Annotated in this window: 23 protein-coding genes, 1 pseudogene and 1 other annotated feature; of the genes and pseudogenes, 9 read left to right on the top strand and 15 right to left on the bottom strand. The window is 55.0% G+C overall.

The annotated features are described in order from the left end of the window. Positions 1 to 135: 135 nt before the first annotated feature. The 7 genes from ACA108_05525 to ACA108_05495 form a co-directional block, all read right to left on the bottom strand. Positions 136 to 1,440: an inosine/guanosine kinase gene (locus ACA108_05525; protein XEX96994.1), complete on the bottom strand. Its 1,305-nt coding sequence runs from the start codon at positions 1,438 to 1,440 to the stop codon at positions 136 to 138. Positions 1,441 to 1,505: 65 nt separating this feature from the next. Beyond that, the gene (gene hemH, locus ACA108_05520; protein XEX96993.1) at positions 1,506 to 2,468 is read right to left on the bottom strand and encodes a ferrochelatase; all 963 of its coding nucleotides are present in this window, start codon (positions 2,466 to 2,468) and stop codon (positions 1,506 to 1,508) included. Between the two features lie 134 nt (positions 2,469 to 2,602). Beyond that, positions 2,603 to 3,247, bottom strand: a complete 645-nt coding sequence (adk, locus tag ACA108_05515; GenBank protein XEX96992.1) for an adenylate kinase — start codon at positions 3,245 to 3,247, stop codon at positions 2,603 to 2,605. A 207-nt stretch (positions 3,248 to 3,454) separates the two neighbouring features. Next, complete coding sequence (htpG, locus tag ACA108_05510; protein ID XEX96991.1) at positions 3,455 to 5,329, bottom strand: molecular chaperone HtpG; 1,875 nt, start codon at positions 5,327 to 5,329, stop codon at positions 3,455 to 3,457. Between the two features lie 110 nt (positions 5,330 to 5,439). Beyond that, the gene (gene recR, locus ACA108_05505; protein ID XEX96990.1) at positions 5,440 to 6,045 is read right to left on the bottom strand and encodes a recombination mediator RecR; all 606 of its coding nucleotides are present in this window, start codon (positions 6,043 to 6,045) and stop codon (positions 5,440 to 5,442) included. 107 nt (positions 6,046 to 6,152) lie between these two features. Next, entirely contained in the window at positions 6,153 to 6,830 is a 678-nt protein-coding gene (locus ACA108_05500; GenBank protein XEX96989.1) for a hydrolase, read from the bottom strand. Between the two features lie 53 nt (positions 6,831 to 6,883). Continuing rightward, positions 6,884 to 7,753 (bottom strand): pirin family protein, encoded by an 870-nt coding sequence (locus tag ACA108_05495; GenBank protein ID XEX96988.1) that lies wholly within the window; start codon positions 7,751 to 7,753, stop codon positions 6,884 to 6,886. 108 nt (positions 7,754 to 7,861) lie between these two features. Between ACA108_05495 and ACA108_05490 the strand changes: the two genes are divergently transcribed. After that, positions 7,862 to 8,767 (top strand): LysR family transcriptional regulator, encoded by a 906-nt coding sequence (locus tag ACA108_05490; GenBank protein ID XEX96987.1) that lies wholly within the window; start codon positions 7,862 to 7,864, stop codon positions 8,765 to 8,767. An 87-nt stretch (positions 8,768 to 8,854) separates the two neighbouring features. On the opposite strand, the gene ACA108_05485 is transcribed toward ACA108_05490, so the two are convergent. From ACA108_05485 to ACA108_05470, 4 genes are all read right to left on the bottom strand, one after another. After that, positions 8,855 to 9,187: a YbaB/EbfC family nucleoid-associated protein gene (locus tag ACA108_05485; GenBank protein ID XEX96986.1), complete on the bottom strand. Its 333-nt coding sequence runs from the start codon at positions 9,185 to 9,187 to the stop codon at positions 8,855 to 8,857. An 88-nt stretch (positions 9,188 to 9,275) separates the two neighbouring features. Then, positions 9,276 to 11,198, bottom strand: coding sequence for a DNA polymerase III subunit gamma/tau (dnaX, locus tag ACA108_05480; protein XEX96985.1), 1,923 nt, complete (start codon positions 11,196 to 11,198; stop codon positions 9,276 to 9,278). Next, positions 9,879 to 9,943: a sequence feature (DnaX frameshifting element), on the bottom strand. It overlaps the preceding gene by 65 nt. 149 nt (positions 11,199 to 11,347) lie before the next feature. Next, positions 11,348 to 11,899, bottom strand: coding sequence for an adenine phosphoribosyltransferase (gene apt / locus ACA108_05475; protein ID XEX96984.1), 552 nt, complete (start codon positions 11,897 to 11,899; stop codon positions 11,348 to 11,350). A gap of 149 nt (positions 11,900 to 12,048) precedes the next feature. Beyond that, positions 12,049 to 12,426, bottom strand: coding sequence for a DUF454 family protein (locus tag ACA108_05470; protein ID XEX96983.1), 378 nt, complete (start codon positions 12,424 to 12,426; stop codon positions 12,049 to 12,051). A gap of 56 nt (positions 12,427 to 12,482) precedes the next feature. On the opposite strand from ACA108_05470, the gene priC reads away from it, so the two are divergent. Next, a complete protein-coding gene (gene priC / locus ACA108_05465) occupies positions 12,483 to 13,022 on the top strand; it encodes a primosomal replication protein PriC (GenBank protein ID XEX96982.1) in 540 nt (179 codons plus the stop codon). A 43-nt stretch (positions 13,023 to 13,065) separates the two neighbouring features. Beyond that, positions 13,066 to 13,224 carry a pleiotropic regulatory protein RsmS gene (gene rsmS, locus ACA108_05460; protein XEX96981.1) on the top strand — a complete coding sequence of 53 codons (159 nt, stop codon included), beginning with the start codon at positions 13,066 to 13,068 and terminating at the stop codon, positions 13,222 to 13,224. 8 nt (positions 13,225 to 13,232) lie between these two features. Here rsmS and ACA108_05455 read toward each other — a convergent pair. Together ACA108_05455 and acrR are read right to left on the bottom strand one after the other, a co-directional pair. Next, positions 13,233 to 15,897 (bottom strand): annotated as a pseudogene (locus ACA108_05455) (mechanosensitive ion channel domain-containing protein). A 118-nt stretch (positions 15,898 to 16,015) separates the two neighbouring features. Next, positions 16,016 to 16,666 carry a multidrug efflux transporter transcriptional repressor AcrR gene (gene acrR / locus ACA108_05450; protein XEX96980.1) on the bottom strand — a complete coding sequence of 217 codons (651 nt, stop codon included), beginning with the start codon at positions 16,664 to 16,666 and terminating at the stop codon, positions 16,016 to 16,018. A gap of 143 nt (positions 16,667 to 16,809) precedes the next feature. On the opposite strand from acrR, the gene acrA reads away from it, so the two are divergent. The 6 genes from acrA (at position 16,810) to ACA108_05420 (ending at position 23,740) form a co-directional block, all read left to right on the top strand. Then, positions 16,810 to 18,009: a multidrug efflux RND transporter periplasmic adaptor subunit AcrA gene (acrA, locus tag ACA108_05445; protein XEX96979.1), complete on the top strand. Its 1,200-nt coding sequence runs from the start codon at positions 16,810 to 16,812 to the stop codon at positions 18,007 to 18,009. A gap of 22 nt (positions 18,010 to 18,031) precedes the next feature. After that, complete coding sequence (gene acrB / locus ACA108_05440; GenBank protein XEX96978.1) at positions 18,032 to 21,181, top strand: multidrug efflux RND transporter permease subunit AcrB; 3,150 nt, start codon at positions 18,032 to 18,034, stop codon at positions 21,179 to 21,181. A 539-nt stretch (positions 21,182 to 21,720) separates the two neighbouring features. After that, the gene (tomB, locus tag ACA108_05435; protein ID XEX96977.1) at positions 21,721 to 22,095 is read left to right on the top strand and encodes an Hha toxicity modulator TomB; all 375 of its coding nucleotides are present in this window, start codon (positions 21,721 to 21,723) and stop codon (positions 22,093 to 22,095) included. 28 nt (positions 22,096 to 22,123) lie between these two features. After that, the gene (locus ACA108_05430) at positions 22,124 to 22,342 is read left to right on the top strand and encodes an HHA domain-containing protein (protein ID XEX96976.1); all 219 of its coding nucleotides are present in this window, start codon (positions 22,124 to 22,126) and stop codon (positions 22,340 to 22,342) included. 259 nt (positions 22,343 to 22,601) lie between these two features. Then, entirely contained in the window at positions 22,602 to 23,153 is a 552-nt protein-coding gene (gene maa, locus ACA108_05425) for a maltose O-acetyltransferase (protein ID XEX96975.1), read from the top strand. Positions 23,154 to 23,281: 128 nt separating this feature from the next. Beyond that, positions 23,282 to 23,740 carry a YlaC family protein gene (locus ACA108_05420; GenBank protein XEX96974.1) on the top strand — a complete coding sequence of 153 codons (459 nt, stop codon included), beginning with the start codon at positions 23,282 to 23,284 and terminating at the stop codon, positions 23,738 to 23,740. A gap of 82 nt (positions 23,741 to 23,822) precedes the next feature. On the opposite strand, the gene ykgO is transcribed toward ACA108_05420, so the two are convergent. Together ykgO and ACA108_05410 are read right to left on the bottom strand one after the other, a co-directional pair. Beyond that, positions 23,823 to 23,963, bottom strand: coding sequence for a type B 50S ribosomal protein L36 (ykgO, locus tag ACA108_05415; GenBank protein XEX96973.1), 141 nt, complete (start codon positions 23,961 to 23,963; stop codon positions 23,823 to 23,825). A gap of 3 nt (positions 23,964 to 23,966) precedes the next feature. Then, positions 23,967 to 24,224, bottom strand: a complete 258-nt coding sequence (locus ACA108_05410; protein ID XEX96972.1) for a type B 50S ribosomal protein L31 — start codon at positions 24,222 to 24,224, stop codon at positions 23,967 to 23,969. Positions 24,225 to 24,315 lie beyond the last annotated feature (91 nt).

Here is a 24,315-nt window from a genome sequence, read left to right as displayed (position 1 = left end):
CCGGCCTACAAATAACCTACTGTACTGCCGGATGGCGCTGAACGCTTATCCGGCCTACAAATAAACCATTGAACGCTCATCCGGCCTGCGCCCTTGTAGGGTGGATAAGCGCCAGCGCCATCCACCCTTCGAGTATCAGCGATCCCAGTACGACTCTTCCAGGCTGTCCTCTCGTTCCGGCAGGCCGCGCGTCAGGCGCGGCGAGTGCTGGTTAAGCACCTGATAGCTTACGCGGTTGGCATATTTGCACACCTGAGCGAGCGACGAATAGGTCAGCCAGGTGAACTGGTGCTTACTGGAGTTTGGCACGTTGGATCGGTGGTAGTTATTGGCGGTGATGTCATGCAGCAGCGCCGCCAGCGCACCGTCACCCGCGCCGTTGGTGTTCATGATTTTCTCAGGCCCGCCCATGTATGGGGCAATGTGCGAGAAGATCCGCAGCGGATTTTCACAGTCTTTATGACGCATGGCGCGGCTGAATTCGTACTGGTTGAATTCGGCGATCGCGCCCGGCAGCAGCGGATGCTGGGTAATGCGTTTGGCGGATTCTTCGGTGAAACCAGCCATATACAGCCCGACCGGCCCTGCGGTACAGAGCACTAAGTCCACCCAGTCCAGCGCCTTATCTGCCGCCAGCAGCGGATCGCTTTCCCCCGTCAGCGCCTGCCCCTCTTCTTCGTTCATGGCCAGAATCGAGACGTGTTCTTTGAGGAACGCCTGCCACCACTCCGGGTTTTCGGCAATCACGTATTTGGTGCCCAGCGTCAGAACCACCGGCACGTTGTGTTTTTTGGCGAAGCTAATCGCCTGCATGGTGGCATCCGGCATGGGCTCGCCCGGCTGGCAGCGCACGAGGTACGAGGTCAGCACCAGCGCGGACGCTCCGGCAATCACTTCTTCCGGAATGCTCTCTGCGCGCAGCTGGTTCATGTGGCCGGGGCTGATGGCGAACGTCCGCTCGCCCTGCTCGTTAATCAGCGTAAAGCAGCGGCCAATGGCGCCGTCAACGCCCTGCAGGTAGTTCAGATCGGTACGGCTGGAGGTGTTGCATAGATAACGGTAGGCGTAACTGCCGATTTCAATATTGCTGCACATCACGCCCAGCAGGACCGAGCGGTCATCCGCGAGTACGGAATAATTATGCATGGTGTTACCGATGGTGCCACCGGCAAACTGATGGGTGATGAGTTTTTTTTGTACCAGCTCCTGATACAGCGCTTCCGCGACGTCGTCGGCAATCACCAAAGAATGGCCGAAGCTCAGGCCGTAGCGGTGAACAAACTCATCGTCCACTTTGGCTTCGATATCCACCAGCGTCTGGTCGATGCCGACAATCCAGGAGGTCCCGGTTTCGTTTTCAGGCTGGACCTGCTGCAGCAGCGGGTCGCGGTGGCTGACGGGGAAATAGTGTTTGGATTTACGCTTGCCGGGAAATTTCATGGGCTGTCACAGGAGGGTAGCTAATCAGGCCGTGAATGGTAGCACATTCACGGCCCGCGGCGCGATTAGCGATAGCGTTCGATAAGGCTCAGCATCATGGCGATATGGGCCGGATCGTCATTAAGCGCCGGGATGTATTCATACTTGCTGCCGCCCGCTTCGATAAAGATCTCACGGTTCTGCACCGCCATCTCCTCGAGCGTTTCAAGACAGTCCGCCGAGAAGCCCGGACACATCACCTGGATATGCTTAACGCCCTTCTCGGCCAGCATTTTCAGCGTTTCGTCGGTGTAAGGCATCAGCCACGGCTCGCGACCAAAGCGCGACTGGAAGGTCATCATCACTTTTTCCGGCGGCAGCTCCAGTGCGCTGAGCAGCTCGCGGGTGGTGTCCCTGCAGCGCTGGGGATAGTCGTCACCTTCGTTGGCGTACCGCTGCGGAATGCCATGATAGGAAAGCAGCAGGATCTCCGGCTCGCCGTGTTCTGCGAACGAACGTTTTACCGAGGCGGCAAGCGCGTTGATGTAGGACTCATCTTCCGCGTAATCGCGAATCAGCGAGATGGACGGCATGGAACGATAGCTTGCAAAAATACGCCCCAGTTCGTCCCAGACGGCAGCAACCGTTGAGCAGGAGAACTGCGGATAAAGCGGCAGCACGACGATATGCTCCACATGATGGGAGAGCAGCTCGTCAACGGCACTTTTCAAAGAAGGGTTACCGTAGCTCATACCCAGCGCAACCGGAATATCCGGCAGCTGTGCGGCAAGTGCCTGCTGCTGACGGCGGCTGTAGACCATCAGCGGGGAGCCTTCCTCCATCCACACGGACTGATAAAGTTTGGCTACTCGCGGGGCGCGTATGGGCAGGATCACGCCGCGCAGCAGCGGCCACCACAGCAGACGCGGGGTATCGACCACTCGCGTATCGCTTAAAAACTGGCGCAGGTAGCGTTTCACCGCCGCTGGAGTTGGGGCATCAGGCGTACCGAGGTTTGCCAATAAAACGCCAATTTTTTCCTGACTCATGAACGCTCCTTATCAACACAGTGCCGATAATTGTAACGTAAAAGAGAGGAGGAGAAACCGATAACAGCGAAAGGGTAAATTTAAGGTAAAAAAATACCAGGGCAGGCCCTGGTATTGAGTGCTCAGGCTTAAGCTTAGCCGAGGATTTTAGCCAGCTCTGCGCTGACTTCGGTCACTTTACGGGTGCCGTCGATTTTCGCGTATTTGGTGTTACCCGCCGCCGCTTCTTTGCTGTAGTAGGAAATCAACGGAGCCGTCATCTGATGGTATTCCACCAGGCGCTTGCGCACGGTTTCTTCCTGATCGTCTTTACGTGTGGTCAGCTCTTCGCCGGTCACGTCGTCTTTGCCTTCCACTTTCGGTGGATTGAAGGTGACGTGGTAAACGCGGCCGGACGGCGCGTGTACGCGACGACCAACGATACGCTCAACGATCAGCTCGTCAGGGACTGCGAACTCCAGAACCACGTCCACGTTGATGCCCGCTTCTTTCATGGCGTCAGCCTGTGGAATGGTGCGCGGGAAGCCGTCAAGCAGGAATCCGTTGCGGCAATCTTCCTGGGTAATACGCTCTTTCACCAGCGCGATAACCAGCTCATCGGTCACCAGCTTGCCGGCGTCCATGATGTCTTTCGCTTGTTTACCCAGCTCTGAACCAGATTTTACCGCGGCACGTAACATATCACCGGTGGAGATTTGCGGAATACCGTATTTCTCCATGATGAACTGTGCCTGAGTCCCTTTACCTGCGCCCGGAGCGCCGAGCAGAATGATACGCATTGCGTAATTCCCCATACGTTTGGATTTTGTCTACTTAGATCTGAGGCGATGACCTTACCATTAAAGGCGGCTTAAGCTCAAGAAAGCCAGGCGGTGGCGAAGGTCAAAGAAAAGAAAGGTGGATGGCGCTAAACGCTTATCCACCCTACAACACCGGTTCATTCGTCGGTCGGGTAAGCGCAGCGCCACCCGACAATTACCCCGCTGTTACGACACCAGCAGCTGGTTCATACGACGGATGAACTGGTTTGGATCTTCCAGCGTGCCGCGTTCCGCCAGCAGCGCCTGGTCAAGCAGCAGCTCTACCCATTCGCCAAACTGCGCTTCGTCCTGGGTGTCCGCCGCGCGTTTCACCAGACCGTGATCCGGGTTCAGCTCGAAGATGTATTTCACCTCCGGCACTTCCTGACCGGCAGCGGCAAACAGTTTCGCCATCTGAGTGCTCATGTCGTTACTGTCGGTGGTGACGATGGCCGGAGTGTCAGTCAGACGGTGTGTCAGACGGACTTCTTTCACGCGGTCGCCCAGCAGGGTTTTGACGCGGTCCACAAACGGCTCCAGCGCTTTTTCAGCTTCTTTCGCTTCCGGCGTCTCTTCTTCGGCCAGCTTTTCCAGAGACTCGTCAGTTTTGCTGGCGGACTGGAATACCTTGCCGTCGAACTCGGTCAGGTAGCTCATCATCCACTCGTCGATGCGGTCGGAAAGCAGCAGCACTTCGATGCCTTTCTTACGCAGCAGCTCCAGATGCGGGCTGCTCTTCGCCGCTGCATAGCTGTCGGCAGTGATGTAGTAAATCTTCTCCTGCCCTTCTTTCATGCGGGCCACATACTCTTCCAGCGACACGGTTTGTGCGGAGGAGTCGGTATGGGTTGTCGCAAAGCGCAGCAGCTTCGCAATCGCTTCCTGGTTGGCGTTATCTTCCGCCGGGCCTTCTTTCAGCACGAGGCCGAAGTTCTTCCAGAAGGTCTGGTATTTTTCGCTGTCGTCTTTCGCCAGCTTGTCCAGCATCTGCAATGCACGTTTGGTCAGCGCGCTGCGCAGGTTCTGGGTGACGCGGCTGTCCTGCAGGATTTCGCGGGAGACGTTAAGCGGCAGATCGTTTGAGTCGATCAGGCCACGGATGAAACGCAGGTAGTTCGGCATGAACTGCTCGGCGTCGTCCATGATGAACACGCGCTGCACGTAAAGCTTCAGGCCGTGCTTATGATCGCGGTTCCACATGTCCCACGGCGCCTGCGACGGGATATACAGCAGGCTGGTGTATTCCTGTTTACCTTCCACGCGGTTGTGGCTCCAAGCCAGCGGGTCGGTAAAGTCGTGGGCGATGTGTTTGTAGAACTCGTTGTACTCTTCGTCTTTCACTTCAGACTTGCTGCGGGTCCACAGGGCCTGCGCCTTGTTGATTTTTTCCCAGCCGAGGATGGTTTCGCCCTCTTTCTCTTCGCGGGTTTCAATCTCTACCGGCAGCGCGATGTGGTCGGAGTATTTGCTGATGATAGAGCGTACGCGCCAGTCGTCGAGGAATTCATCTTCGCCTTCACGCAGGTGCAGAGTGATTTCGGTGCCACGGTCGGCTTTGGTAATATCCGCAACGGTATATTCGCCCGCGCCCTCAGATTCCCAGAACACACCTGCATCAGCAGGCGCGCCCGCCGCACGGGTACGCACGGTGACTTTGTCCGCCACGATGAACGCGGAGTAGAAGCCCACGCCGAACTGGCCGATCAGCTGGCTGTCTTTCGCCTGGTCGGAGCCCATTGAGTCGAGGAAGGCTTTAGTCCCGGATTTAGCAATGGTACCGAGGTGGTCGATAGCTTCATCGCGGGTCATACCGATACCGTTATCGGCGATGGTCAGCGTGCGTTTTTCTTTATCAAAAGAGACGCGGACGCGGAGTTCACCGTCACCCTCGTAGAGATCGGCCTGGGACAATGCGCGGAAGCGCAGCTTGTCTGCCGCATCAGAGGCGTTGGAGATCAGCTCACGCAGGAAGATTTCTTTATTTGAATACAGAGAATGGATCATCAGGTGCAGAAGCTGCTTCACTTCAGACTGGAAGCCACGGGTCTCTTGTCCTTTCATGGTCATTGATACCTCAACAAAATCAAACAGGGTGATGAAAACGTTGATTGTGAAATGGGGATAGCGGAGGAGATTTTCAAGCGGGAAGAAGAGGATCCTCCCGCGTTTGCTCAGAAAGTAATCTTGTGGCGACCGGCCAAAGAGTGGGACAGCGTGGTGCCGTCTACCATTTCCAGCTCGCCGCCGACCGGCACGCCGTGGGCAATGCGGCTGGCATCCACGCCGTACTGACCGCACAGTTCGCCGATATAGTTCGCCGTGGCTTCGCCTTCCACCGTCGGGTTAGTGGCGAGGATAATCTCTTTGATACTTTCGTTGGCTAAGCGCTCTTCCAGACGCTCCAGGCCAATGTCAGCCGGGCCGATACCGTCGAGCGGCGAAAGGTGCCCCATCAGGACGAAATAGCGGCCGGAGAACTGCCCGGTAGCTTCGATGGCGTGGATATCCGCCGGGGTTTCCACCACGCAAATCTGACCGTTTTCCTGCCGACGAGGATTGTTGCAGATGGCGCAAACTTCCTGTTCGGTGAAAGTACGGCAATCCGCACAGTGGCCAATTTCAGACATGGCGCGGGTCAGCGCCTGGGCAAGACGCATGCCGCCGCTGCGGTCGCGCTGCAGCAGGGCAAAAGCCATGCGCTGGGCGGACTTAGGGCCAACGCCCGGCAGGCAGCGCAGGGATTCCATAAGGGCAGTGAGTAAAGGACTGGTTTGCATCGCTCAGGCTTCTAAAAAAACAGTGGGGCATAGCCTAACATTAGCGCCGCGGGCGGGTATAGAAAAAGATATTCCCCCTGCGCGACGGCTCGCACAGGGGGATAAAATCAGCCGCGCTGTGAATCGAGCTGCTCCTGATTGGTCACCACGTCCTGCGCTTTCTGGTAGCTTTCCATCAACAGGCCGTACTCGATAAAGACGCCGCCCCACAGGTTTGCCCACTCCATCGCATCGTCACGGTTCCAGGTGTGCTGAATCTCCGCTACGACGGCTGCGGTATCCATTGGCACTACGCCTGCCTGGACTATACGCGCAAGGGTAACTTCCTGAGCCATTTTCGAGTAAGTGCCGGAGGCGTCAATCACGGCGAAGACTTTAAAACCTTCCGCCACCGCGCTTATCGCCGGGAAGGCCATGCAGACGCTGGTCACCGTACCCGCGATGATTAACGTTTTGCGCCCGGTTGCTTTCACCGCCGCGACGAAATCCGGGTTGTCCCAGGCGTTGATTTCGCCTTTGCGGGGAACGTACTGGGCGTGAGGGGCATACTGATGAATTTCCGGGATCAGCGGGCCGTTCGGGCCCTGTGGCACGGAGGCCGTCGTGATAACCGGAATGTTGGCAAGCGTCGCAATTTTTGCGAGGACGGTTGCGTGGGTGCGTAACGTTGGCATCGGCATATCGTGCACCAGCTGGAACAACCCGCTCTGGTGGTCAATAAGCAGCATTACCGCATCGTTAGCGTCGATAGTAGGGATCTGACCGTTAAAGTTTGCAGGCATCATAGTATTTATCCTTTCGTAAAAAGAAACGGCTATCGGGCGATAGCCGTTATGGGTTAAGCAATGGACTGGCCGAAGCGGCCCTGGTTGAAGTCATCAATAGCCTGGTTAATTTCTTCACGGCTGTTCATCACGAACGGACCGTGACCCACCACCGGCTCGTTGAGCGGCTCGCCGCTCAGCACCAGAACCACGGCATCATTGTTGGCTTCAATTGTTACGCCTTCGCCTTTGGCATCCAGCACCACCAGCTGTGCTTCACGCACCACTTCCTGGCCGTTAACCTGTACGGTGCCTTTCAGCACCACCAGCGCCGTGTTCCAGCCATCCGGCAGGGTTAGCTGCGTAACGCCGTGGGCGCTCAGATGCAGGTCGAGAATACGCATCGGCGAGAAGGTTCTTGCCGGGCCTTTCTGCCCGTCCATTTCACCGGCGATGATCCGTGCCACACCGGCACCGTCGGGCAACGTCACCACTGGAATATCCGCATCCGTAATGGACTGATAGCCAGCGGGCGCGTTTTTGTCCTTCGCAGGCAGGTTCACCCAAAGCTGCACCATTTCCAGGGTTCCGCCCTTCTCGCTGAACGCCGGAGAGTGGAACTCTTCGTGCAGAATGCCGCTGCCGGCGGTCATCCACTGTACATCGCCCGGACCGATGACCCCGCCGCTGCCGGTTGAATCCCGGTGTGCCACTTCGCCTTTATAGACGATGGTTACCGTCTCGAAGCCGCGATGCGGGTGCTGATCCACGCCGCGCTGCCCTTTGTTGCTCGGCTTGAAATCTGCCGGGCCTGCGTAATCCAGCAGCAGGAACGGGCTGAGCTGCTTCTCGAATTTGGCATAAGAGAACAGCGAACGAACCGGGAAGCCGTCGCCAACCCAATGGGAAGCCGGGGCGGAATAGACGCCAAGAATCGATTTCATTTTTTCTCTCCAGTGAATGCTGTATCTGATGGATAAAGCTTACTCACAAGACACCAGGTCCGGTAGACTGGAAAAATGGAATCAGCGTTCTATAAACAGGACAATAAGATGCAGGATTTAAACGATCTTTGGTATTTCGTGCAGGTGGTTGATCACGGTGGCTTTTCGCCCGCCAGCCGGGCCATTGGCATTCCGAAATCGCGCCTTAGCCGGCGCATTGCGCTGCTGGAAGAGAGGCTGGAAACGCGTTTAATCCAGCGATCGACCCGCAGCTTTACGGTCACCGAAGCGGGGCAGATTTTTTATCGCCACTGTAAAGCGATGATGATCGAGGCGGAGGCGGCTCAGGAGGCGATTGACACGCTGCGGTCGGAGCCACGCGGCCTGATTCGTCTGGCGTGCCCCATCACCCTGCTTCACGTCCACGTGGGCGAGATGCTGGCGCGCTTTATGGCGCGCTACCCGCAGGTGACCGTGCAGCTGGAAGAGACGAATCGTCAGGTGGATGTGCTGAATGAAAACGTGGATTTGGCCATTCGCGTACGCCCCCTGCCGCTCGAAGACAGCGAGCTGGTGATGCGCAAGCTTGCTGACAGAGGGATGTGCCTGGTGGCAAGCCCGGAGCTGCTGGCGCGACTCGGACAGCCTGATTCCCCGGCAGATTTGCAACACTGGCCGAGCCTCGCCTTAAGCAAGCCCCAGCAGGTTTACCGCTGGTGCCTGTATGGCCCAAATCAGCAGGAAGTCATTCTTCATCACACGCCAAGGTTTATTACCACAGATATGATCGCGCTGCGCAGCGCGGCGGTCGCCGGTGTGGGAATAGTGCAGCTGCCAAAGCTGATGTTAAACGAGCATATAGCGGCGGGTAAGCTGGTGCACCTGCTGCCGGACTGGCGGGCAAGGCGGGAGATTATTCACGTGGTGTTTCCTTCCCGGCGCGGTCAGTTACCGGCGGTCAGGGCGCTAATTGATTTTCTGGTGGAGAGCTACGCGGGGTTTGAAGAGGAGTAATTCAGGACGTTTTTTCGGATGACGCTGCGCTTATCCGACCTACGTAACCAACCGTAGGGCGGAAAGCAGTGCGTCATCCACTGGTCATCAGAACGGCATTTTGAAGCCTGGCGGCAACTGCATACCGCTGGAGACGCCGGCCATTTTCTCTTTCTGCGCTTCGCCGATACGACGGGCCGCATCGTTGAAGGCCGCAGCAACCAGGTCTTCAACCATCTCTTTGTCGTCTTCCATCAGGCTTGGGTCGATTTCCACGCGGCGGCAGTTGTGCGCACCGTTGATGGTCACCTTAACCAGACCCGCGCCGGATTCACCGGTGACTTCCATCTGAGCGATCTCTTCCTGAGCCTGGGCCATTTTTTCCTGCATCTGCTGGGCCTGTTTCATCAGGTTACCCAGACCACCGCCTTTTCCAAACATAATCTTCTCTCTTTCGCTCGGGCCGCCGACGCGCACAACGCGGTTAGCGGCTATCAGGGTTTACAACAGGCCGGACGCGCCGGACCTGTCAAATTGGACGAATGCTGTCTTCATCAAGCTCCGCGTCGAAGAAACGACGCAGCGTCTGGATGTTGTTATCCGCACTCATAGACTCTTTCGCCTGCGCCAGCTTCTCTTCGTAGATGGCCTGACGCCATTCCAGCGGCGTTCGCTGCGCCTGATTATCATCTTCAATAATAGTCAGTTCAACAGTTTCGCCAGCGTGGGCGCTCAGCGCGTCCGTCAGCGCCTTCTGCGCGGACGGGGAATTAAGATGACGCTGGCTGGCCCGCAGATGCAAGCACACCCGCGGGCCATCCTGCTCTTTCCAGGCGTTCAGCGCCAGCTGCTGCACCAGTTTCGGCAGCACCAGCTGGTTGATTTCAGCTGCCCAGGCGTCACGTTCAATGGCCTCCTGGGCGAGCTTTGCAGCAAGCTCAGGGGTCTTTTCATGTTCCAACGCTCGCTTGAGCGCCTTCGGCGTCGCTACGGGCTCAACAACTTCATCAGCGACGTTTTGCGACTTCCAGCGATACGCTTCAGGTTTAGCTTCCGGCTTCTCTTCAACTATAGCCGTGGCGCGGGATTGTACCCGCTCGGTAACCGATGCAAGGCGCTCCAGCGCGGTGTTTTTTGCCGGCCGCGCTGAATTTGGCGCCGCCGGCTCATTCTTTTTTGCTTTTTGGGCTCCCTGCTGGCGCATTAACTGTGTTCGCGCCTGCAGTATCTGGCTGGTGGCATCCGGCAGCGGGGCATCGCTTTGCACCGGTGGCGGCGCGGCCTGCTGTCTCGGAGGTGGAGACCCCGGATTAACAACCGGTATGCTCGCTACTGTACGAGGCTGTTCAGGCTCCGGCATCGGTTTGCGCGGATGGAACGCCAGCGCACGCAGCAGCGTCATTTCGATGCCCATGCGGCGGTCCGGCGCCCACGGCAGCTCTTTGCGGCCCATCAGCAGCGTCTGGTAATAGAGCTGAACTTCCGCAGGCGGAATAGTACGGGCCAGCTCACGCATGCGCTGTTCAATGGCCGCCATGTCGCTGCCCAGGGCCGTTGGCGAGAGTTGCACCATTGCCACGCGGTGCAGCAGACCGAGCATTTCAACTAATAAGGCTTCCCACTCCACGCCGCGGGCGGCGGCGTCATTGAGTAGCGCCATCACGCGTTCGCCGTCGGCACCCACCATCGCCTCAATCAGCGACAGCGCCTGGTCGTCGTCGAGCGTGCCCAGCATGGTGCTTACCGCAGTGGTGGTCACCTGCCCGTCACCGCTGGCAATCGCCTGATCGGTGAGGCTTAGCGCGTCTCGCAGGCTGCCGTCTGCGGCGCGTGCCAGCAGCTGCAGCGCTCGCGGTTCGCTGGTGATTTTCTCTTCCCCGAGCACATGCTCAAGCTGATGGCGGATCTGTTCGACGTCCAGCGCTTTGAGGTGGAACTGCAGGCAGCGGGAAAGAATGGTGACTGGGAGCTTCTGTGGATCCGTCGTCGCCAGCAGGAATTTGACGTGTGCAGGCGGCTCTTCCAGCGTTTTCAACAGCGCGTTAAAGCTGTGTCGGGAGAGCATGTGCACTTCATCGATAAGATAGACCTTGAAGCGGCCGCGCGCCGGTGCGTACTGAACGTTGTCCAGCAGGTCACGGGTATCTTCTACCTTGGTGCGTGAGGCGGCATCGATTTCTATCAGATCGACAAAGCGCCCCTGTTCGATTTCGCGGCAGTTATCACACACGCCGCAGGGCGTGGCGGTAATACCGGTTTCACAGTTCAGTCCTTTCGCCAGCAGTCGGGCAATGGAGGTTTTCCCCACGCCGCGCGTTCCGGAGAAAAGGTAAGCATGGTGGATACGGCCCAGCGACAAACCATTAGCCAGCGCGGTCAGCACGTGTTGCTGGCCGACAACATCAGCAAAAGTTTGTGGGCGCCATTTGCGGGCTAAGACCTGGTAGCTCATTCTCAGATTGGCTTCTTTGATCGCGGGAAAGGTGAATGTGAGGGGGTAATGCTAACATAAGCCCCACCCGGTGGGCGAGGCCTGTATGCTGCGGGATGCGGAGCCGTGAGATGGATAAGCGAAGGCACCATCCTCCGTTTTTTCAGGACTCAGTGACCCGGGAAAGGGACGAGGCAGTAGCTGTTAACGCCCATTTTCTCAAGGCGCTGCTCGCCGCCGATATCAAACAGGTTGATGATAAAGGCCGCGTCGGTCACGTCGCCACCCAGGCGGCGGATAAGCTTAACCGTTGCTTCGATGGTGCCGCCGGTTGCCAGCAGATCGTCCACCACCAGCACTTTATCGCCCGGCTGGATCGCATCGACGTGGATCTCGAGCTGATCGGCGCCGTATTCCAGCTCGTAGCTCTCAGCAATGGTTTCGCGTGGCAGTTTCCGCGGTTTGCGCACCGGTACAAAACCAACGCCAAGTGCTAACGCAACAGGTGCGCCAAACAAGAAACCACGTGCTTCGGTACCCACCACTTTAGTGATGCCGGCGTCTTTAAAGCGCGCTACCAGCAGTTCAATGCTGAGGGCGTATGCTTTCGGATCTTCCAGCAAGCTGGTAACGTCACGGAACAGGATCCCCGGCTTTGGGTAATCAGGGATACTTTTGATGCTATTTTTCAGATACTCAAGCTGCTGCGCGGTCGCGGTCATAATTAATGCCTGCTAAAAACATGAAACTCACCGAGCGCGTTGTAGGTTAAGATTGAACCGCAGCCCAAAATTTAACCAGCCGCACCCGTGCTCGAAAACGGTCGAATTTACTGGCTGGCGCGCACATTTGCAACTCCCGCAAGCGCGGTTCAGGGTTTTTGTTGCTTTTCGTCAACTACCGGCATGCGCCACATGAAGATGAGCAGCGCGCACAGCATCAGCAGCAAGAATAGCCGCACCCAAAGAATGTTGACCAGATAAAGAGAGACGCCAAAGGTTATCACGATAAATATCATGGCCTTGGGTTTTGCCCCCGGCGGCATAGCCCGATGCTTATGCCAGTGGCGCAGATAGCCGCCGAACCATGAGCGATAAAGCAGCCAGTGGTGAAACCTGGGCGACGAGCGGGCAAAGCACCAGGCCGCCAGCAGCAAAAACGGCGTGGTCGGCAGTAGGGGCAGCACCACGCCAAACGTCGCGAGGACTACCGCCAGCCAACCGATGATGATTAAAATAGTCCGTTGCATACCCATTCCTGGAATAAACTGGCGCGAACACCGCGCTGCCACTGGAGAGTCATTTTGTGAAAACCGCTTCGCTCTTACAAGCTCTTGATGCACGCGTCGCGGAACTGGCGGCAGCCATCGAGCCACTTTCTTTGCAGCGCGCCTCGCAGGCCCGCTTCGATAAACAGCTGTTCAATACTCACAGTACCCAGCTGAAAGATTATCTCGCGGAAGCTCAGGCCAACCTCGCTCAACTACAGCTTAGCGTGAAAACAGGCCGCACGGAGCAGGTTGCTTTCCTGGCAGAGAAGCTGGTCGCACAGCTTGCTGCGCTGCAGCGGGAGCTGGCAACGTGGAAATTACGCACCAGCGAACCGCAGAAGCCTGCGCCAGAGAATCTGTATGAAAAGCTGTCGACCCACCAGGATTATGAGCGTCGCCTGCAGGCGATGATCGGCGACCGAGAGAGCCAGCTGGGGATCCAGACGACGCTTGCCGGTCAGCAGCAGCTCCAGCGGGAGATTGCCGCTCAGGAAGGGCGTTTACAGCGCTGCCGACAGGCGATCGCGCGAATAGAGCGCGCCATTGAACGCCGCGAGCGCGGCCTCGCCAACTAAACTCTTTATCAGTTCGTCAATTTGGTCACTAAGGAAAAAGACTATGTCCCTGGATAACGCACCGGATGATGTGAAACTTGCCGTGGATTTGATCATGCTGCTTGAACAGCATGAGATCCCGGCGGCCACCGTGCTGAGCGCGCTGGAGATGGTCCGCCAGGACTTTCTGCGCAAGCAGCAGGAAGAGCCCTCTTCCCGCTGACGCATCTTTTACGCGGGGGTGATATCCCCGCCCGCAGGCTTAAGCGTATCGCGCTTTACTTCCGTAAACTCATCGCCCTTTTCATTACGCAAATGCACTTCCAGCTGGTTGAAGGCAATGTTGATGTTGTTTTCACGGCACAGCCTGTCGATATTGCGGTTTAGCTCATCCACGGTGTAGCTGCGATCGCGGATCTCACGCACGTACAGGCGCAGCTCGTGATCCAGGGTGCTCGCCCCGAAGGTGGTAAAGAAGACTGACGGTTCCGGATCGTGCATCACCTTCGGGTGATCGTGGGCGGCTTTGAGTAGGATCTCTTTTACCTTATCCAGATCGGAGCCGTAGGCCACGCCCAGGCGGATCACCACGCGGGTGATCGTATCGCTGAGCGACCAGTTGATCAGCCTTTCCGTAACGAAAGCTTTGTTCGGGATGATCACTTCCTTACGGTCAAAATCGGTAATCGTCGTCGCACGAATACGAATTTTGCTGACGCTGCCGGAGAAGGTTCCGATGGTGACCGTATCGCCGATACGCACCGGACGTTCGAAGAGGATGATCAGGCCAGAGACGAAGTTTCCGAAGATCTCCTGCAGGCCAAATCCAAGGCCGACTGATAACGCTGCCGCCAGCCACTGGAGTTTATCCCAGGAGACGCCCAGCGAGCCAAAGACGGTCATCGCACCAATCACGATGATGGTGTAATTCATGATCGTGGTAATGGCGTAGGAGGCCCCCTGACGCATTTTGAGCCGTGAAAGCACCAGCACTTCCAGCAGGCCAGAGCGCTATCGGTACGATGGACAGCACGGTCATGGTCACCAGGCGCATCGTATGCGACTCTTTGTCACGCCAGTTGTCGCGACACATCGGGATGACCAGCGCGGTAATCAGCAGCAGGTTCAGGAAAATCATGAACTGGCCGAGCACGTCGTCCATCAGGTGCAGCGGTGAGTGCTCACCCACGACTGACCAGTAGAGCAGGGGCAGCAGCGCCAGACTGATGCGCACAATCTGACGGCGATAATGACGCGTCAGCTGCTCCGGCATGTTGAAATGGGTAACGGCCATGCAGTTTGTCCCCAGCACCTGCCAGGTGAGGCCAAAGACCAGCCAGAACAGCGCCAGCTCTTTGGCAAAGCTCCACAGCAGATCGCTGTTGCTGGTCTGCATAAACAGCACAACCAGCCCCACGGCCAGAATGGCAAGCGTCGCAGGCAGGACTTTAAGCAGGTTAAACGCTATGGCTTTTGGGGCGTTGAGCTGGCTGTCGCTGCGCAGCTGGCCGACGTCCGCCGCCAGCTTCTCCAGCTTTTTGTCAATCCACCGGAAGCGCCAGCGGATAAGCCCGGCTATCAGCAGGAGCGGCAGCGCTGTAAATAGCGAAACGAAGAGCCCGTCGAGCACCTTCTTGAGGCTGAAATCAATTTTTATGCCTTTGAGCTGCGCGTGCAGCGCGCCGGGGAAGGCTTTGACCCACTCACAGTTCATCGGCTTGTTGCTGTTTACCCAGAAGATTTGCTGGGTAAGCTTGGCCTGCAGCGACGTGCTCACGCTGACCAGCTGCTGCTGGTAGATTTGCAGGTTGATGGCCATCATCAGCTGGTTGCCGAGCTGTTTGTTCAGCTGGTCCAGCAGTTCGCGACGCATGTCTACAACCTGCAGCAGCGCGTCGTGCACATCGTCGTTCACTTCGGCTTTATGTCCTTCTTCTATCTTGTCGACGAAAACATCGCTCTGGAAGAGCGCGTCGCGCTGCTGGTTAACGTCAAACTGCTCCAGGCGCAGGTCGGCGATGCGGTTGGTCATATCTTCGAGCTCATCCGCCGACGGTAGGGTCTGCTGCTGCTGATAGAGAATGCGCGACAGGAGCAGGCTCCCCTTCAGAACGGAGATTTGTTCGTTAATATTGCGTTCGGATTGCAGAGCGCGGTCGAGCCAGTTTTTCACGCGAATATTGCGCTGCACCAGATTATTGCCGTTCTCGGTTGCGGTGATTAAGCGCTGGCTGAGCTGATGATTGATTTCGAGTTCCTGACGCACCAGCGGGTTGTTCTGGATGCTCGTAGCCTCGTCTGGCGTTACCGCTTCCTGCACGTTTTTTTCGGTCAGTGTTAAACGCTTGCTATTAACCGCCTCCTGCAAAAGCTGCAAAGAGTGCTCGAGCTGGTTGATATGGGCAGTGGTGTAGTCCCGCTGCTTTTGCAGCGACACCAGTTGGCTGTTGTAAGCCGACAAATCGTTCTGCGCGGCCTGCAGATCGTCCAGCACGCTGGAGACGCGAGATTCCAGCTGCCGTAAAGAGAGCGAAGCCAGCATCGCACGCGTCTGAACATCGTCATTCTCGGTGCTGATCGAGTTAAGCGCATCCGTAGCCTGGCGCAGTTTTTCCGGCGCCTGTGCCACCTGCGTTTTCAGGGCCACGGTTTCCTGTTTGATACGCGTGATTTTATCGAGCGTCTCCAGGGTTTCGGTCAGATCTTTTTGCTGGAGCTTTTCATCCGGCGTCAGGTCTTTCTGCTTGTTGATAGCGTAGAGCTGGCTTTGAACGTCGGCACGAGTAGGTGGATCGCCATTGTTTTGCGCCAGTGCGGAATAAACCGGGAAAAGTGTGCCGCAAAGCAGGATCAGGACGACGAAAAGTCGCGATAAGAAAGTTTGCTGCTTAGTCATGGGTGTGTTGTTCGGGGAGGTGGTCGAAACAAGCCATCATAAGGAGTGGGGAGAACATCACGCCTTGCCTGTGCCGAATAGCGAACCTTAAGTTGGCAAGCCGGGCATACTCTAAAAATTAGCCGACGGAGCAGGCCGTCGCGCGCAGCGTGGGCGACATCTGGAACATTTCCAGCAGAATAGCGATATAATCCCTGGCCTGGCCATGCAGATCGAAGCTGTCCGGGGCGACAAGCCAGTTTTCAATCAGCCCTGTAATGTAGCTGCGCAGCAGGATCACAGCCGGGGTCAGGCGCAGGTCTTCGGGGAGCGATCCGGCATCAATACAGCGCTGCAGGCTCATTTCAATCCGCTCATTCGCTTCCATGTAAAGGGCGCGTCTTGCCTGCTGTAAAACCGCCATTTCGCCAACAAATTCGCATTTATGGAAGATAATCTCCGTCATCAGCCGACGTCTCTCTTCCTTTACCGTTGCCTGTAATATGTAAATTAGCAGCTCTCTGATAACGGAGAGTGGATCGTCAGGAAATTTTGCCCGATACTCAGTCTCAAGATCCCCAATACTGGACTCTGTTAGCGCCCAGATTTCATTAAATAAATCAGACTTATTTTTGAAATGCCAATAGATAGCTCCACGGGTTACCCCTGCCGCTTTGGCGATGTCCGCGAGTGATGTAGCAGAAACGCCCTGCTGCGAGAACAAGCGAATGGCTACATCGAGGATGTGTTGGCGGGTTTCCAGTGCCTGTTGTTTGGTTTTTCGTGCCATATGTCGCGGAATTTACTGGAGTCAGATTTACATACATTTGTGAATGTATGTACCATAGCACGACGATAATATAAACGCAGCAATGGGTTTGTGGACACTTGATCCATTGAACAACTTTGAAATCGGACACTCGAGGTTTACTTATGAACAAAAACAGAGGGTTTACGCCTCTGGCGGCCGTTCTGATGCTATCAGGCAGCTTAGCGCTTACAGGATGTAACGAAAAAGAGGCCCAACAGAGTGCGCCGCAGGCCCCTGAAGTGGGTGTGGTTACTCTGAAGAGCGCGCCATTACAGATAACGACAGAGCTTCCAGGCCGTACCAGTGCCTACCGTATTGCAGAAGTTCGCCCGCAGGTAAGCGGCATAATCCTAAAGCGTAACTTTGAGGAAGGTAGTGAAATCAAAGCGGGTGTCTCGCTTTATCAAATTGACCCTGCCACGTATCAGGCAGCCTACGACAGCGCTAAAGGCGACCTGGCAAAAGCCCAGGCTAGCGCCAATATCTCAAAAATTACGCTGGCTCGTTATCAGAAACTTTTGGGAACTAAATACATCAGTCAACAAGATTACGATACCGCTCTTGCCGATTCTCAACAGGCAAACGCTGCTGTCGTCGCTGCGAAGGCCGCTGTAGAAACAGCTCGCATCAACCTGGCTTACACCAAAGTCACCTCCCCTATCAGCGGCCGGATTGGTAAATCTTCCGTCACTGAAGGTGCGTTAGTCACCAGCGGGCAAACCACCGCGCTGTCTACCGTTCAACAGCTGGACCCGATTTATGTGGACGTTACCCAGTCCAGCAACGATTTCCTGCGCCTTAAGCAGGAGCTGGCCTCCGGCAAACTGAAACAGGAAAACGGCAAAGCCAAGGTTCAGTTAGTGACCAGCGACGGCTCAACCTACTCTCAGGAAGGCTCTCTGGAATTCTCCGACGTGACGGTTGACCAGACCACTGGCTCTATCACCCTGCGAGCCATCTTCCCTAACCCGGATAAAACTCTGCTGCCAGGCATGTTCGTACGAGCAAAACTGGAAGAAGGAACTAACCCGGACGCGCTGCTGGTTCCTCAGCAAGGCGTAACGCGTACCCCGCGTGGTGAAGCTTCAGCCATGGTTGTGGGCAAAGATAACAAAGTCGAAATGCGTCAGCTAACGGCCTCTCAGGCTATTGGTGACAAGTGGCTGGTAACAGATGGTTTGCATAATGGCGATCGCGTTATCATAACCGGTTTGCAGAAAATTAAACCCGGTGTTCAGGTGAAAGCGCAGGAAGTCGCAGCTGAAAATAACGCTCAACAGCAGCCAGCCGCAGGCGCTCAGTCCGAACAAACGAAGTCTTAACTTAAACAGGAGCCGTTAAGACATGGCTAAGTTTTTTATCGATCGCCCCATATTTGCCTGGGTTATCGCCATCATTATTATGTTGGCGGGTGGGCTTGCGATCATGAAATTGCCCATCGCGCAATATCCAACCATTGCGCCACCGGCCATTTCGATCACAGCCACCTACCCTGGTGCTGATGCGAAAACGGTACAGGATACTGTTACCCAGGTTATCGAACAGAACATGAACGGTATCGATAACCTGCTGTATATGTCCTCTACCAGTGATTCCTCTGGTACCGTCCAGATAACCATTACCTTCGATTCTGGTACCGATGCAGACATCGCGCAGGTTCAGGTGCAGAACAAACTGCAGCTGGCAATGCCGCTGTTACCGCAGGAAGTCCAGCAGCAAGGCGTTAGCGTTGAGAAATCCTCCAGTAGCTTCCTGATGGTTCTCGGTATGATCAATACCGATGGTTCCATGACCCAGGAAGATATCTCGGATTATGTTGGCGCAACCATTAAAGACCCGGTTAGCCGTACGTCTGGCGTGGGTGACGTTCAGCTGTTTGGTGCGCAGTACGCGATGCGTATCTGGATGGATCCGAACAAACTAAATAACTTCCAGCTGACGCCGGTAGACGTTATTACGGCTATTAAAGCGCAGAACGCCCAGGTTGCAGCCGGCCAGTTAGGGGGGACGCCACCGGTCAAGGGTCAGCAGCTTAACGCCTCTATCATTGCGCAGACCCGTCTGAAATCTGCCGATGAGTTCAGCAAAATTCTGCTAAAGGTGAACCAGGACGGCTCTCGCGTACTGTTGAAAGACGTGGCAAAAGTTGAGCTGGGCGGTGAGAACTACGACGTTATCGCTCGCTTTAACGGCAAGCCTGCGTCTGGTCTGGGTATTAAACTGGCAACAGGTGCTAACGCCCTGGATACCGCTAACGCGGTTCGTGCCACCGTTGAAAAACTTAAACCGTTCTTCCCGGCTGGTCTGGAAGTTGTTTATCCATACGACACCACGCCGTTCATTAAAATCTCCATCAAAGAGGTAGTGAAAACCCTCGTTGAAGCCATCGTGCTCGTATTTATCGTAATGTATCTGTTCCTGCAGAACTTCCGGGCCACGCTGATTCCAACGATTGCGGTACCGGTGGTACTGCTGGGGACCTTCGCCATCCTTGCCGCCTTTGGCTATTCGATAAACACCCTGACGATGTTCGGCATGGTGCTGGCGATAGGCCTGTTGGTAGATGACGCCATCGTGGTAGTAGAAAACGTTGAACGCGTGATGGTGGAAGAAGGATTGCCGCCAAAAGAAGCGACGCGTAAATCGATGGAGCAGATCCAGGGCGCCTTGGTGGGTATCGCCATGGTGCTGTCGGCGGTATTTATCCCGATGGCCTTCTTCGGCGGTTCAACGGGTGCCATCTATCGTCAGTTCTCTATTACCATCGTGTCGGCAATGGTGCTCTCCGTGCTGGTAGCAATGATCCTGACACCAGCCCTGTGCGCCACCATGCTCAAGCCGGTTGCGAAAGGTGAACACCACGAGAAGAAAGGCTTCTTCGGCTGGTTTAACAACATGTTCGACAAGAGCACGCATCACTATACCGACAGCGTCGGTAACATCCTGCGTAGCACCGGTCGTTATCTGTTGCTGTACCTGCTGATCGTCGTGGGCATGGCCTTCCTGTTCGTACGTCTGCCAAGCTCCTTCCTGCCAGATGAAGACCAGGGCGTATTCCTGACGATGGCCCAGCTTCCAGCTGGTGCGACTCAGGAACGTACGCAGAAGGTGCTCGACGAGGTAACGGATTACTATCTCAAGAATGAGAAAGACAACGTTAACTCGGTGTTTACCGTAAACGGCTTCGGCTTTGCGGGCCGTGGACAGAACACCGGTCTGGCGTTCGTTTCTCTGAAAGACTGGGATGAGCGTCCGGGTGAAGAGAACAAGGTTCCGGCAATTGCTGCCAGAGCCAGTGCGGCCTTCTCAAAAATCAAAGATGGTATGGTATTGGCATTTAACCTGCCGGCCATCGTTGAATTGGGTACCGCTACCGGCTTCGACTTCCAGCTGATTGACCAGGCGAACCTTGGTCATGAAAAACTGACCCAGGCGCGTAACCAGCTGTTTGGTGAGATAGCCCAACACCCCGATCTGTTAGTCGGCGTGCGTCCTAACGGCCTGGAAAATACTCCGCAGTTCAAAGTGGATATCGACCAGGAGAAAGCGCAGGCGCTGGGTGTCTCAATCAGCGATATCAACACCACGCTGGGTGCAGCATGGGGCGGCTCGTATGTGAACGACTTCATCGACCGTGGTCGCGTGAAGAAAGTGTATCTGATGGCCGATGCGCCATTCCGTATGCTGCCAAATGATATCAACAACTGGTACGTTCGCGGCTCTACCGGTCAGATGGTGCCATTCTCCGCGTTCTCTACCGCGCACTGGGAATACGGTTCACCGCGTCTGGAACGTTACAATGGTCTGCCATCCATGGAAATCCTGGGTCAGGCGGCTCCGGGTAAGAGTACCGGTGAAGCGATGAACCTGATGGAAGAGCTGGCGGGCAAACTGCCTACCGGGATCGGTTATGACTGGACGGGTATGTCCTATCAGGAACGTCTGTCTGGTAACCAGGCCCCTGCCCTGTATGCCATCTCGTTAATCGTCGTATTCCTGTGTCTGGCCGCACTGTACGAGAGCTGGTCAATTCCGTTCTCGGTCATGCTGGTTGTTCCGCTTGGGGTATTCGGCGCGCTGTTAGCCGCGACCTTCCGTGGGCTGACCAACGACGTTTACTTCCAGGTGGGCCTGCTGACAACCATTGGCCTGTCGGCGAAGAATGCGATACTTATCGTGGAATTCGCCAAGGACCTGATGGAGAAAGAAGGCAAAGGGCTGATCGAGGCAACGCTGGAAGCGGTACGTATGCGTTTGCGTCCTATTTTGATGACCTCACTGGCGTTTATCCTCGGCGTAATGCCGCTGGTCATCAGCTCCGGCGCGGGTAGTGGTGCACAGAACGCCGTTGGTACCGGAGTCATGGGCGGTATGATTACCGCAACTGTCCTCGCGATCTTCTTCGTGCCTGTGTTCTTCGTGGTGGTACGCCGCCGCTTCAGCCGCAAGTCTGAAGACCTGGAGCACACGCATCCGGTCGAGCATCATCACTAACCCTAGCTATACGTTATTCAAAGGCCGCGAAAGCGGCCTTTTTCTTTCCATTAGCCCTACAAGTAATGTGTTATATAAGACTTCCCTGACTCTTTCAGTGGCCTTTCCTAATTGCCTGATGAATGCTTTCAGTGCAAAAAAACTGTAGGCTCTTATTTAAAATTAGATTTTTCGCACCAGGACAACGACAGCAGACTTATAATAAGAAAATTCTCATCGCTTCGCTGTGCAGTAATAGTTTTAACATTTGCCCTTTTTTAATCAGCTAACGTACTGATATCAGGGTTAGTTCAGGACCATTAACAATTAAGACATTGCTTAGTGCAGCTAATTTCAGCGCCTTCGCCTGCCACCTGCAGCCGGACTCGCTGGTATTAAAGTCTGAATTGTAATTTTTAGTAATAGGCCGAGGAAATCTTCCACGAATTGATTTATAGTAATGGCTATGGATTAGTCGTTGTAATTGCTCCCACCTCTTCAAGGTGTGTCCCCCCAGTGCGTTTTGTTTATCAAATTTCATCGATAAAAGGGGCTGAATTATGGACGAATACTCACCAAAACGGCATGATATCGCACAGCTTAAATTCTTGTGCGAAAACCTGTATCATGATTGCCTTGCCAACCTTGGAGAGAGTAATCACGGTTGGGTCAATGATCCTACATCGGCCATTAACTTACAGCTTAATGAATTGATTGAGCACATTGCTGCCTTCGCGCTTAATTACAAGATTAAGTATGCTGACGACAGCAAATTGATTGAGCAAATTGACGAATACCTCGATGACACCTTCATGCTTTTTAGCAACTACGGCATCAACGCACAGGAACTGCAAAAATGGCGTAAGTCTGGTAATCGATTGTTCCGCTGTTTCGTCAGCGAGAGTCGCGCTAACCCCGTAAGCCTCTCCTTTTAAAAATATTACAAATACTTAAGGTGAATTCATGACAACAAAACCCTTAACGAAAACTGATTATTTGATGCGTCTGCGACGTTGTCAGACAATTGATACGTTAGAAAGAGTGATTGAAAAGAATAAATACGAATTATCAGATAACGAACTGGCGGTCTTTTATTCAGCAGCCGATCATCGTCTTGCTGAACTTACCATGAATAAACTTTACGATAAGATACCGCCTTCCGTATGGAAATTTATCCGTTAATACCTCGCAACACCTTTGTTCATTTTTAGTACACTGGCCGATAATTAGTCAGCCATGTTTATGTTGAGTAATACTCATCCTGATACTCGCTCCATTAACATGGTTTGTCCCCTTCCCCGTGAACTAACCCAGATGCTCGCTGCCAGTTGAGACAGTCAGGAGAATATGTGATCGCTCGCACGATATGGGAACGTTCCCTCTGCTGAGCTTGCATTTTCGTTTACGGTAGAGGTTTCCATCCCGACGAGACGAAACCGCAATGAGTGAAGAAAAGCGTAAAATGATTGCAGGCGAATACTACTCCCCTGCCGATGACCAGCTCAGAACTGACAGGCTAAAAGCCCGCCATCTCATCCACCGCTATAACCATACCGAACCCGATGAAACAGCGGTCCGTAAAGCGCTGCTGAAGGATCTGCTCGGCAGCGGCAACGATGCCTATATTGAACCGTCTTTCCGCTGCGACTACGGCTACAATATTTTTCTGGGCAACAACTTCTACGCTAATTTCGATTGCGTAATCCTGGACGTTTGCCCGGTGCATATCGGCGACAACTGCATGCTCGCCCCCGGTGTGCATATCTATACGGCCACCCACCCCCTGGATGCCGAAACGCGTAACAGCGGTGTCGAACTGGGAAAACCGGTTACCATTGGCCATAACGTCTGGATTGGTGGCCGGGCGGTAATTAACCCCGGCGTGACGCTTGGCGATAACGTGGTGGTGGGTTCCGGTGCGGTGGTGACTAAAGACGTCCCGGCAAACTGCGTAGTGGCCGGTAATCCGGCCCGGGTAATCAAAACGCTCTAAGGGAACATAGCCGCTAACTGTTATGGTTAATTTTGAGCAATCTGTTACTTTTTTGCAGACGGGCGGCTTCTTAAAATAGAGTCGTCACATTGGTGGCAGCGGACCTAACAGCAATAAGAAGGCTTCCCATGACCGAAATCCAGCGCCTGCTAAACGATACGATTGAACAGCTCAACGTCGTCGAGAAACGCGACAACCGCCCGCGCTTTAGCATCAGCTTTATTCGTAAGCATCCGGGATTGTTTATCGGCATGTGGATTGGCTGGCTGGCCACGCTTATCGTAATGATGCAGTCGGACACCCTTGCCGGGTCGGTCTGGCTGCTAAACGTGCTCTTTATCCTGCTGAACGGCTTTTTCTTCTTCGACGTAAACCCGCGCTACCACTACAGCGATATCGACGTGCTTGACCTGCGGGTCTGTTATAACGGCGAGTGGTACAACACGCGTAACGTGCCGCCGCAGTTAATAGAAAAGATCCTGCAATCTCCGAAGGTAGAAGATCAGAAGAAATCAGTGCTGCACACGATGTTGACCCGCAAAGGGGAACTGTCGTTCTACGATATCTTTTCTCTTTCTCGCGCCTGATAGCCCCGGCACAATTTAAGAGGAAACCTGGGGTGAGGTTCCCAGAGGGCGCCTCACCCCAGGTCGCCCCGGGTTTCTCAAACTACTTTCTTTTCTTCCTGCCCTGCACCGCTTTAAAACGCGGGTTACTTTTGCAAATCACGTACAGTCTGCCTTTACGCTTCACAATCTGGCAGTCCGGGTGGCGCTGCTTCGCGCTGCGCAGTGAGTTCAACACCTTCATGCCTTAAGCCTCCTTGCCGAAGAATCGTCCAAAACGCTGCTGGAAGCGTGCCGGGCTGCCCTCTTTGTCCAGGCTTCTCTGCTTGCCCGTGTAATGTGGGTGGGAAGCAGATGAAACCTCAACAGTGATATAGGGGAAGGTCTGCCCGTCGAGCTCTATTTCCCGGTCCGTCTTAATGGTTGAGCCAACTTTAAAGTACTCGTTGGCGCTGGTGTCATGGAACACCACGGTGCGGTAGAAAGGATGAATATCGCGTCTCATTTCGCTAACTCCGATACGTTATAACATAACAATAAAGTAAGGGCACGATGCCTGAAAAGCAAGAGGATTCGATGAAGGAAAAACGGGCACA

This window comes from Dryocola sp. LX212, assembly GCA_041504365.1.
Lineage (GTDB): Bacteria > Pseudomonadota > Gammaproteobacteria > Enterobacterales > Enterobacteriaceae > Dryocola.
Note: the sequence above shows the minus strand (reverse complement) of the source record. Positions and strands in the feature narration are given on the sequence as shown.